Source organism: Blautia parvula (genome assembly GCF_020215665.1).
Classification (GTDB): Bacteria; Bacillota; Clostridia; order Lachnospirales; family Lachnospiraceae; genus Blautia; species Blautia celeris.
This window is the reverse complement of record NZ_CP084061.1, coordinates 5516894-5528547: the sequence shown is the minus strand read 5'-3', so window position 1 is coordinate 5528547 and position 11654 is coordinate 5516894. Positions and strand designations below refer to the sequence as shown.

The window sequence follows — 11654 nt, the reverse complement described above, 5'->3', positions numbered from 1 at the left end:
TTAATAGGACAGGATATTGGACAATAAAACATCCTGTACCGTCATCCGAAAACCCGCATATATTAAATACAAATATGCTGCCATTCCGGTGCTGTCCGGTAACTGTCCTGCTGTTTTCCGATGTGCATCTGCATGGAAACGGACTTTAGAGTGAATTTGAAACTTTAATCCTGCCCGCAGTTTATCACTGTCTGCGGAGAATGATTTTCTAATACGCTCTGGCTTTTTTTAATCAGGGAGAAATATATGAATCAAAAAATAGAACCTCTAACTATAGCCAGTTTGGCTGAGGAAATATATGGCACGGATATATCCGCTGCAGATATCTGTAAAATGAATATAAGTGAAATGAATATTTCTGAAATGAATTGCAGGTGCAAAACCGATCGGAACTGTAATTCTAAGGGCTGCTGCAAATCTGACTGCAATTGTGATTCTAAAGTATGCTGCAAGCCCGACTGTGACTGTGATTCTAAGGGTTGCTGCAAATCAGGCAGCAATTGCAAAACCGACTGTGACTGCGATTGCTACCCCAAGTGCTGCAGTTCCAAATGTGATTGTGAACCCGGGTGTTGCTGCAAACCCGGCTGCGACTGCAATTCCAAATGCTGCTGCAACCCTGACTGTGACTGCAATTCCAAATGCTCCTGCAACCCTGACTGTGACTGCAATTCCAAATGCTGCTGCAACCCTGACTGCTGCTGCAGTTCCAAATGCTCCTGCAGACCCGACTGCGGCTGCAGTTCCAAATGCTGCTGCAACCCTGACTGTAACTGCAGTTCCAAATGCTCCTGCAACCCTGACTGTGACTGCAGTTCCAAATGCTCCTGCAGACCCGACTGTGATTGTAACTGTGACTGTGATTCCAGCTGTGACTGTGATTCCGACTGTGACTGCAACTGCAATTCCTGTTCCGACGCTGCCTGTGCCATCCTGAAGTCAATCGCCAGGACGGAAAATGCTTTGGCCCACATCCTGAATGCAGAAGGTGAAAAACTACAGAAAGCCATCGAACTGGCCGACAACATCTGTGACCTTCTGAAAGTCAATCAATCCGTCCAACAGACTGTCACCAAAGTCACTTTCCTGGAACAGGTACTCTATGCCAAGCTGGAAGCGCTGGAGTGCTGCCGCTTTGATTGTCCCACAGACAACAGCGAACCGGAGTCATAAACACCCTAATTCCTAATCCGAAATGTCCTCCCGGCTACCCGGTAAACCACAATACAGGCCACCACACAGTAAATCAGACAAAAGCAGGTAACGACCGTTCCAAACACCAGTGTACTCATCCTTAAGTTCATGAACAGAAAGCAGACAATATAGGTCGCCCAGGTGACAATTTTGTAAGTCCCCCCGACCACCTCTGTCCCCGCATTATAAGGCTGCAGCAGATAATAACAGGTCAGGTAATGCACGGAAAAGAACGCACTCATAGCCATCACTGACACAAACAGCAGCAAATAATTCACAGGATTATCCGTCCCCCCGGAGAAGTACAGCAGCACCGGCAGCCCCACACCGATCACCGACGCGGGCAGCAGATTCACCTTCACGATCTCTCTGAGCCGGATGCGGAACAGCTTCAGAATAAATTCCGGCTTCTTATAAAAAGAGTATGTGAGCATACTGTGGTCACAATTCATAAACAGCGCCTGCGTAAAACTTGTCCCCCGGTTTATCATATACATAATAAACACAAAGTACGGCAGAAACACCATAAGCATCCTGTTGATCTGTTTCCTGATATCCTCGTTTACCTGAAACAGGAACAGAATCCCCACAAACAGAAACAGACAGATAACCGCCTGCCTCTTCACCGATTTCCAGAGGATTTTCTGATGCCTGCGCACAAAAAGCTCATTAAAATACTCAAATCCCTTTCTGCTGCTGGTAATTCCGGTGTCCTGGCTGATAAGCTTACGGTTCTGCTCCTCAACCGCGGCCTTTACTGTTGCTTTATAATCCATACCGTTTCTGAATTTTGCCAGAAGCTGCTGATACAGGGTTCTGTACTCATCGAACCGCCCCATATAAACTGCTGCCCCGCAGGCCGCCGCCACGGAAAGCACCATGAACGCTGCCATAAGCCACATAGGCAGAAGCACTCCCAGATAAGGAAGCCCATAAGCCGCCGCAAGCAGGACTGCTGTCAGTATCCATCCCAGCTTACCGGGAAGATTCTCATCCCTGCTCTCCCCTGTCCTTTTAAAATCAACCAGATAGTTCCAGGCTATCAGCATCTTCACTGACGCGATAAAGAACGGAAACAGCAGGCAGCACCACAGCGGAATATTTCTCTCCACCCCAAACCAAATGGTAAAAGGCAGAAATCCCAGGATGCACTTTCCCACCGCATAGGCATAGTTCGTCAGTGTATAGGACCTTGCATCCATACGCATTAAGATCATGGCATAATACTTATCATTACTGGGATTGAACATATAGGTATTCATATAAGACCCAACCAGACTCAGAAAGAACAAAATATGTACAAACATTCTTCCGTCCCCTGTGTTCTCATAGAGCATCCCCAACCCGAATACCATGATCAGAAGATATAAAACCTTCCCCAGAAAAGTTCCCGCGATTTCCCACAGGCCGGACAGTATATTGGCAAATATCTTCAGCCCCTGGCTCCTGTAGAGGCTCTGGGGCAGAATCTTCCTGATAAGGGGAATCTGCTTCAGGGAATAGAGGATCGTGTTCACACGGTATGTATTTTTCAGCGAAAAAGAAATACGAAACGTCCTAATCATTCTCTTCCTCCTTCAGTGCCCGTATGATCTTGTCCTTAAATCCGCCATTATCCAGATTAGACGGATCTACCACTTCCAGCTCTCCATGGTTGAGGATCACGATCTCATCACACAGGTCAAGAGCCAGCTCCATAATATGTGTGGAAAAAATAATGATCCTGTCCTTTTTCAATGAGCGCAGAAGCTGCTTCATCTCCTCAGCCACCACCACATCCAGGGATGTGAGCGGCTCATCCAGAAGCAGAAGCTTTGGCTGTGCGATGATATTGATCAGCATCTGCATCTTATTTTTCATACCATGAGAATAGTCTTTGAGAAGCCTATCCCTGTCCTCCTCATCAATGTTCATAATGGAAAAATACTCATCCAAATCTTTTATATCCGCAATACTCTTTTCATTGATATCAATAAAAAATTTCAGAAATTCCCTTCCTGTGAGAAATTCCGGGACAGTGGGCGTTGACAGGACATAACCGATATCCTCCGCCGCTAACTCCGCTCTCTCCCCGTTCTCCTGCAGGAAGAAATCCCCTCCGTCCGTCTTCAGGTCCCGGTTCAGACAGTTAAAAAGTGTGGTCTTGCCTGCCCCGTTTCTTCCCAGAAGTCCGTAGATCTTTCCACTGTCAAAAGTAAATGTAATATCCTTTAGTACCTGCTTTTTCTCAAAGGCTTTTGAAAGATGTTCTATGACAAAATTCATGCTGTTTCTCCTCTCCTGCTCTGCCCTTATGCCTTGAAATAATAGACAATTATAAAGTGATATGTCTATTATACCAGAACTTCCCATTCTGTCACGTGAACATTTTGTTACATTATGCCGGGCTGCCCGGTATTCCCCGCACAGGGATATGCCGGACAGCCCGGGGGATGTGTCATTAATCACATGTTATGGAAGAAATCCCGGTACACCCTGCTATTTTCCAGAGGGATCGGCCTTCCCGGTTCACAACAGCAGCACTGTTTTACCGGCGTGGTTATGGTAACACTGTCATCCGGATAGTATTCCTCCGAGCCTGCGCGGAATACGGATGCGGTGTTGGTGATAACCCCGCAGGCTCTGCCACGGACCATCCCCGCAATGAGTATGGTCACAGTTTCTCCCTTGCTGATCGTTCCGATCGCTTCTGACCCATTCCACTCTGACCAGGTCCTGCCTCCGTCTGCGGAAAACTGCAGATTACAAAGTTCCCGCGGAACGTAATCCGTGAGCACCACCTCTTCCGCGTCTGCGGAACCGCTGTTCTCCACCAGGATGGTGTAGATCAGATATTCACAGGGTATGGCGCAGTCCGGATACGCGGTCTTGGTGATAAATAACTCCGGCATGGGCGCGATGGGGGTCACAAGCTCGAACCTGTTGTTGTCAGGATAGGGGTCCCTGGTACTGCTGCTTACCTCCACGGTATTTACCAACTGTCCCGTGGCATTATGGGGCACAAATCCCCTGAGCAGCAGCCTTACAAAAGTACCCGCAGCCAGAAATTCCGTTGTCCATGAGCCGCTGAAGGGTTCCCAGTTCTCCCCGTCATCTGCGGAGACCTCCAGGTTCACCAAAACGGCCGGCATGGCATCCTCCAGAATCACCTGCACGGCATCCGACGGTCCCAGATTCTTTACCGTAACTTCATAGGTGACCGGTACGCCGGGTTTGGCGGGATTCGGTTTTGCCGTCTTTCTCACAGACAGGTCTGCCGACACATCCACCACCACTTCCGTCTCATCTGTGTTATTCCCCGGGTTCGGGTCCGGTGTATCCGAACTGACAGACACTGTGTTGCGAAGTGTGCCCGTAAAGGACGGCTCTGTCCTGCCTCTCAGGGAGATTTCCGCACTTTCCCCTGCTTCCAGAGATGTGACGGCATAGGAACCGCTCCAGGGAAGCCAGGTCCTTCCGTCGTCTATGGAATACTCTGTCTCCATCAGATACGGGGACGCTGCATCCCGGATGATAACATTTTCAGCCCTGCCGGGTCCCAGGTTGCCGGCTGTTATGGTGTACACAACTCTCTGTCCTGCTGTGATGCTGTCCGGCTCTGCTGTCTTGCTCACTGTCAGATCTGCGCCCGGTTCCACTGTGACTGTATCCTCGGATGAATTATTATCCGGGTTCGGGTCCGGTACGGATGAAGTCACCACCGCCGTATTCGTCACTGTTCCGGTAAATCCGGGGGCTGCCGTACCGCGAAGCTGTACCGTCACACTGCTTCCCACCGGGAAATCGGGCCAGGTATAGGAGCCGCTCCAGATATTCCACACGCCTCCCCCATTCAGGGAAAATTCAGCGTTCACGATCTCCGCCGGCACTGCATCCGTCAGTGTGACATTTTCCGCATCCGATGGCCCTTTGTTTTCAAGCACTATGGTAAATTCGATTCTCTGTCCTTCGTATACTGCAGCCTGGACTGCCCTTTTTATCACGGATAGGTCTGCGGACCGGTCAATGGGAACTTCTATGGTATCTGTATTGTTAGAAAGGTCCGGGTCCGGTGTCTCAGACTGCACCTCAGCCCTGTTGGAAAAACTGCCTGCGGCCGACGCCGAAAGCATTCCTCTTATATGGAATGTCACACTGCTGCCGGAAGGCACACGAAATACATCGGTCTGCCCGCTGAATACCTGCCAGGACGCGCCCTGGTCATAAGATATCTCAGGTCTTTCCAGTACCGCCGGAATATCATCCGTCATCCTGGCATTCAGCGCGTCATCCGGCCCATGATTTGTGACTTCTATCAGGAATTCCACCTGTTCCCCTGCAACAGCCGGAGAAGGGATTGCTTTCTTAGTGACAGACAGATCAGCCGAACGGTTAACCGGAGTTACCACTGTGGACGTGTTGTTATCCAGATTGTCATCCTGGGAGCCTGTTGTGATGCGGGCCGTGTTCTCCACCTCAGTGGCTGTGCCGCTGCGGAAGATGCCGCGAATAAGAACCACCCGCTCCTCGCCGGCCTGCATCTCCCCAATCTCCAGGCTTCCCGTCCACGGATTCCATGTTCCTCCGTTGTCTGTGCTGTATTCAGGCTCAAAAATCTCTTCCGGGATATCATCCGTCAGACGCACTGCAAGAGCAGGATGAGGACCCTGGTTTCTGATCACAATGCGGTAGGTGATCCGTTCCCCCTCATTGAGAGAATCCGGTTCAGCCGTTTTCTCCACAGATAGATCTGCCAGCGCATGGATTTCTATGATATAGTCCTCCACCTCCCCGTCAGACGCAGGCCCTACGCTTCTCGTGTCCTGTCCCAGCAATGTCCCCTCCGGCAGATCATCCGTGGTCAGGCGGAGTCTTAAAAATGTATGCCCCGGCCGAAGCCTGGCGGAAGGCGGAACCGTAAAATCCAGGGAGATCATCTGGGTCTGGGAACTGGCCGGCACGACCAGGTGTACCGATTCCTCCTCCTCAAAAAGCCCGTTGTTGTTAAAATCGATCCACCCGTACAGATTCGCAGGGGTGCCCGTAAGGTTTCTGACCCCCGCAAGTACATGATATGTGCTGTCTGTCACATGCAGGGAAGCCAGAGGAACAGTCAGGGCATCATCCTGTATCCGGCGCTCCAGATCATCCCCATCCGCTGCGGCATTCTGATGTGCTTCTGTCTCCCCGGTTACCAGAAGTCCCAGAGTCAGCCCGTCAACAATTCTGTGGCGCGGCCCGTCACTGGCAAGCAGCGTATTATAATTCCCGCTTCCCGCTGTGCCTCCGATATCAGGCGCATCACCAAAATCTACCTCTAAAGCCGCATACGGACACATGGTACCATCCTGGTATGCATTCTGCACGGTTGCGGAAAACCGGGCTGCCTGCGCCCTGTCCTGTTCGATCAGGTACCGGTAAATGGTTCCGTCCCCGCCTGCCACCGCATAGAGCACCCCATTCCGGTCCATGACCGCTGCCCCGAAAGTACTGCCCGGATCAGGCCCTGTAGTATCAAGGGCTGTCACCTGACCGTCAGTAAAAATCCGGTACACGGTTCCGTCATCCGCTACCCCATACAGAACATTTTCCTGTGACTGCCACACCCAGTCTCCGATCTTAAGGGGCTGTGTGAGCGCTGTGCCGTAGTTCTCCGTCTGCTCCCCATAACCGGCAGCCGGGTCCACCAGTCTTAAATACGTGGGGGAACCCGGCCTCAGATCCACGGTATAAAATCTCTGCTCTCCTGACGCATACAGATAATAATACCCGTTCAGATCCAGGGTCCCCACATCATAAAAAGCCGCAGGCAGTCCCCGGGGCCTGGGTGTCAGGACCTCCGCCGCGCCGCTGCTGTCCACCCGGACAAACTGGCCGCTTTTCTGGTCATATCCGTAAATATAAGAATCCAGCACATTGTAGCCAATGGCGTTTACCTCTCTCTCAGGAACCAGGGTTCCCCGAAGCTTTGCCCTGCCTGTCACCATCTCTACTTCATACCAGCTTGTAGGCCTCCCGGAAAACAATATCATTTTAGAATCACATGGAAACGGCGCACCGAGTGCTGTCCGCCCCTCTGCACCGCTGTTTTTTTCTGCCATCCTCATACCTCCCGCTTATGTTTCGGTTTTTGCCTCCTATAACATATTCGGAAGTGGGACGAAATGTTCTTCATTTTTATTTTATTGTGTGGTAAGATAAGAACGTGTAAATAAAAGAAAACAGGAAGTGTACATAAGCATTATGAAAAAACCATTTTTTTACCGGGGGCTGTATTACGCAGCAGGACTTTTGCTGCTGGCCCTGGGGATTTCCCTGAACACCAAATCCGGACTTGGTGTCTCTCCCATCATATCCGTCTCTTACAGCATCTCCTCCATCTGGAATCTGAACTTCGGAGACATGACATTTATCCTTTACAGTATTTTTGTCCTGGTGGAAATGTGCCTCCACATTGTCCGCAATAAAAAATACTCTGCCAGAGGAGGGCAGGTCCTGGCTCATGCCAACCGGACGAATCTGAAGCTGGTACTTCTGATGGATGTGCTGCAGCTTCCCCTGAGCCTTGTCTTTACCCGGTTTCTCAATCTTTTCTCAGACAGGATCCCGGAATTTGAGACGGCTTACGCAGGTAGCTTTTTGGGCAGTTTTGCCGGAAGGATCCTTATTTTACTCTTTGCCATAGCGCTGACCGGAGCCGGGGCTGCCATGTCCCTGAACATGCGCGTGATCCCCAACCCGGGGGACGGCATCGTCCAGGCCATCGCGGACTGCACCGGCTGGAAAGTGGGATTTACCAAAAACTGTTTTGACCTTCTGAATATCTCCTTCACCATTGCGGTCAGCCTGCTGTTTGCCGGACATCTCACAGGCATCGGTCTGGGCACCGTGATCGCTGTGATCGGTGTGGGGCGGGTAATCGCTGTGTTCAATCACCTTACTCAGGAAAAGATGCTGTCACTGGCAGGGATGGCAGAGACATGTATGTAAATAACTGCGGCAGCAGAAACGGGACATCGAAACCATCCCCTTCTGCTGCCGCAGTCTTTTTTCTTCTTCTCAGTACCACCGAACCAGCGGCAGTTCATTATTGATTCCCTTTGACGCCAGTATCTGATGGATATCTATCACACCGTTGTGAAAAGTGGCTGCACAGGATGCAAGATATAAGTCCCACATGCGGACAAATTTCTCATCAAACATTTCTCTCACTTCATCTGCGTGTTCTTTAAAATTCTTCTCCCAGCACAGAAGTGTGCGGTTATAGTGATTCCGCAGGTTCTCTACATCCATCACATGAAAGCCGTCCTCCGCCAGATAGGAGACCATTTCCCTGAGGCTCGGCACAACACCGCCGGGAAAGATATATTTCTTGATCCAGGGGTCCCCGGGATGCTCTTTTAACTCACTGATAAAATGCAGAAGAAGCAGACCTCCCGGCTGCAGAACGTGGCTGATACAGTCTGTAAACAGCTTGTAGTTCTCACGTCCCACATGTTCCGCCATGCCCACACTCACAACCCGGTCAAATCTCCACTCACTTTTCTCAAGCTCCCTGTAATCCATAAGCTCCACTGTGAGCAGGTCCTCCAGCCCTTCCTCCTGGATTCGTTTCCGGAATACTTTATACTGTTCTTTGCTCAGAGTGATTCCTGTGCCTTTGACCTTATATTTTTTAGCTGCCTCTATGAGAAGAAATCCCCAGCCGCATCCGATATCCAGCAGGCTCATCCCCTCTTTCAGATACAGTTTCTGTAAAATATAGTCCACCTTATTGACCTGTGCCTGGTACAGTGTATCATCCTCATGAAGAAAATATCCGCAGGAATAGCTCATAGTCTCATCCAGCCAGAGCTTGTAAAAGTCGTTTCCTATATCATAATGGCTCCTGACTTCTTTCTGCTGGTTCTTTTTCGTTGTGGAGGAGAAAATGAGCTTTTTCAGAACCTTTCGATCCGTGGAGAACTTATCCATCTGCCCCAGAAAATGATCCAGCGCCTCGTATAAATCCCCTTCTATTTCCAGATCATCGTTCATGTACGCCTCTCCCAATGCCAGGGAGGTGCTCGTGACCAGCTCCTTCATGGGAATCATTTTATGGCAGTTTACCGTAAACAGGGGACTTCCCTCTCCGATCAGATACTCCTTCCCTGATGCTTTCACCAGAAACGGATATTCATCAAATTTTTTTAAAAATTGTATCATCATGTTTTCTTCCAGCATTTTTCTTCCTCCTTGCTGCCGCGTATTCGCATTTAAAGCGGTTCTGTATGGATTTTTACACGTTGCTGCAAAGTTACCGTACAGTTCCATTTTTAACATATTTTAACCGGTTCATACATCTTAAAACCTCTCTGGCGGATGTTACACCTTCTCTCCGCGGCAAACTGCAGGTCCGCTGTCACTATTTCGCTTCCCAGAACTATCACTGCCGCTGCCCGCATAACAGAAGCAGATGACGGATATAAATGAACGCGGCTGCCACACCTGCCGCTTCTAACAGAACCACCGGAACCTGTTCCAACAGCGTTCGATACCAGCTCGCTACCAGCCCCATAAGAAGAAGGTTCCCGATGATCCAGACACTGCTCACTGCCGACCCCCACGCGATTTTCTTCCCCCTCACAATTCCGAGAACCAGAAGAAGGGAAAAGATCATCAGGGAGGCAAAGGCCATTGCCAGCAGCCTGGGAACATCCGCCTGAAATCTGATAGCCAGAATGCATGCATACCCCAGATCAAATCCAAGCCCCATCAGGCTGTTGAAAAACATACGCGCAGCCATCGGATAAAAAGAAGTATATTCGCAGCTCATATGCTGTTCACAGGTCTGCTGCTGCTTTTCCTTCACCAAAGAGAGATAAAAAATGGCTGCATAGAGAACCGGGGCTGCAGCAAAAACAGCGCCTGAAGCAGTCACAGCGCCAATCCCCACCATCTTCAGCCCGATATAGAAAAAGAGCACCATAAGGATAAAGGACAGCAATAAAATATCCGTCATATGCGCATACAGATGCCGGATACCGGTTCCGCAGAACATCTCCCACAAAAAAGAATCCAGTCCCTCCTGCCTGGGCATCCGGCTCAGTTCCCCTGCCAGTTTCAGATTCTCTTCTTTTCGCTCTGCTTTTTCCCACACAGCTTCTAAAAGTTCGTTTTCCGGCTGCATCATTCCTGTTCCCTCCTCTGCCTCTGCAATTTTTTCCTTGCCCTGTACAGTATTATCCTGACCTGGGCAAGATTTTTCCCCATGGCTGCCGCTATTTCCTGATAAGACATTCCCTCCACACAGAATAATATAAGCGCCTGTCTGTAATCCCTCGGCAATTCTTCGATCCATTGGAGAATTTCTGTGTATTCTTCCTTTTTCACATAAAGTTCCTCCGGCGACTGCTCTGACTGCCCCGGCACCTCAATCCTGGATGCGACCAGCTCCTCTGTCCTATGTCTGGCATTTTTTCTGATCTCATCCAGTGCCTTGTGCTTCACCACAGCCAAAAGATACGTTCTGAATGCACAGGACAGAGAAACCCTGGATCTATGCACATAGATATCCGCAAAACTGTCCTGTACAATATCAAGGACAGCCTGCTCATCCCCCAACATTTTCATGCAGAAGCGCACAGCCTCCCGGTAATGCCTGAGAACCAGCACGTCATAAGCCTGTCTTAAATTTTTATCCCTGACCAATTCCATGAGCTGGTCATCTGTCATACTGCTGAGCGCTTCCCGGGTCATATGGTTTCCTTTCTGTTTCCGAAAGTAAATATACTAAGTGTGCACGAAATAATGAAACATTCAATACCCTCTTCAATACCCTCACAGCCGCGAAATCGTTTACTTTCTGATTATTAATCGAAAGTATCATCCAAAAGTTACACTTATCTGCAAAAAAATAGAAAAAAGCCCTGAACCTTTAGATTCAGAACTTTTTCTCCCGCTCTCTTTTCACACCTTTATCTGCGGATTGCACTTTACCAGCTCCTCGATCAGCCGCTCCCTGTCCCGGACCGCACATATCATTTCCTGCCTTCTGCCCCTGATCTCAATCCTGTCCAGTGACGCCGCTGTGGCAGAAATGGGGTTACAGGTCCTGCGTATCTCCCTGATCTCTGAAATTTCCATGGAATCCTTCATGATCCCAAAGTAAATTGCCATCCTGTCTCCGTCAACCACTACATAATTCCTCACAACAATGGGAATGAATATGGCATTGTAGACGACCAGGGCAGCCACGATCTCAGCGGATACATCGCTGGATACCAGCAGTCCGTAAGCCATCGCAGCATTTCCCGCCAGAAGTATCATCCAGAACCATACTGCTATTTTCCCCTTAAATTTCATATAAAACCACCTTTCTCATGCATTCCCGTCAACATGTGCCATAAAAAGTGCTTTTCCTATGCAGTGTACTACAGTCAATTTCAGTATACACCATACAACCCATGGAAACAATGTAAGTAGTGTAAATTTTTGAAAAA

General features: G+C 49.5%; 10 protein-coding genes. 3 read left to right on the top strand and 7 right to left on the bottom strand.

Annotated elements, in window-relative coordinates:
* Positions 1-460: 460 nt before the first annotated feature.
* Entirely contained in the window at positions 461-937 is a 477-nt protein-coding gene (locus tag LC508_RS25170) for a hypothetical protein (protein ID WP_199687224.1), read from the top strand.
* A gap of 26 nt (positions 938-963) precedes the next feature.
* Entirely contained in the window at positions 964-1173 is a 210-nt protein-coding gene (locus LC508_RS25165) for a hypothetical protein (protein WP_199687227.1), read from the top strand.
* Positions 1174-1178: 5 nt separating this feature from the next.
* On the opposite strand, the gene LC508_RS25160 is transcribed toward LC508_RS25165, so the two are convergent.
* From LC508_RS25160 to LC508_RS25150, 3 genes are all read right to left on the bottom strand, one after another.
* Positions 1179-2759, bottom strand: coding sequence for a hypothetical protein (locus LC508_RS25160; RefSeq protein ID WP_054350827.1), 1581 nt, complete (start codon positions 2757-2759; stop codon positions 1179-1181).
* The gene (locus LC508_RS25155) at positions 2752-3459 is read right to left on the bottom strand and encodes an ABC transporter ATP-binding protein (RefSeq protein ID WP_103731878.1); all 708 of its coding nucleotides are present in this window, start codon (positions 3457-3459) and stop codon (positions 2752-2754) included. Before LC508_RS25155 ends, LC508_RS25160 begins: the two co-directional genes overlap by 8 nt.
* A gap of 179 nt (positions 3460-3638) precedes the next feature.
* Positions 3639-7274 carry a DUF11 domain-containing protein gene (locus LC508_RS25150; RefSeq protein WP_158587238.1) on the bottom strand — a complete coding sequence of 1212 codons (3636 nt, stop codon included), beginning with the start codon at positions 7272-7274 and terminating at the stop codon, positions 3639-3641.
* Between the two features lie 142 nt (positions 7275-7416).
* Between LC508_RS25150 and LC508_RS25145 the strand changes: the two genes are divergently transcribed.
* On the top strand, positions 7417-8163 hold the full coding sequence (locus LC508_RS25145; RefSeq protein ID WP_054350819.1) for a DUF6198 family protein: 747 nt from the start codon (positions 7417-7419) through the stop codon (positions 8161-8163).
* Between the two features lie 69 nt (positions 8164-8232).
* Here LC508_RS25145 and LC508_RS25140 read toward each other — a convergent pair whose 3' ends face one another.
* The 4 genes from LC508_RS25140 to LC508_RS25125 form a co-directional block, all read right to left on the bottom strand.
* Positions 8233-9396, bottom strand: a complete 1164-nt coding sequence (locus tag LC508_RS25140; RefSeq protein ID WP_118593827.1) for an SAM-dependent methyltransferase — start codon at positions 9394-9396, stop codon at positions 8233-8235.
* A 202-nt stretch (positions 9397-9598) separates the two neighbouring features.
* A complete protein-coding gene (locus tag LC508_RS25135; protein ID WP_054350818.1) occupies positions 9599-10345 on the bottom strand; it encodes a hypothetical protein in 747 nt (248 codons plus the stop codon).
* Positions 10342-10911, bottom strand: coding sequence for an RNA polymerase sigma factor (locus tag LC508_RS25130; protein WP_052099673.1), 570 nt, complete (start codon positions 10909-10911; stop codon positions 10342-10344). Before LC508_RS25130 ends, LC508_RS25135 begins: the two co-directional genes overlap by 4 nt.
* 210 nt (positions 10912-11121) lie before the next feature.
* Positions 11122-11517, bottom strand: coding sequence for a PH domain-containing protein (locus LC508_RS25125; protein WP_033143244.1), 396 nt, complete (start codon positions 11515-11517; stop codon positions 11122-11124).
* Positions 11518-11654 lie beyond the last annotated feature (137 nt).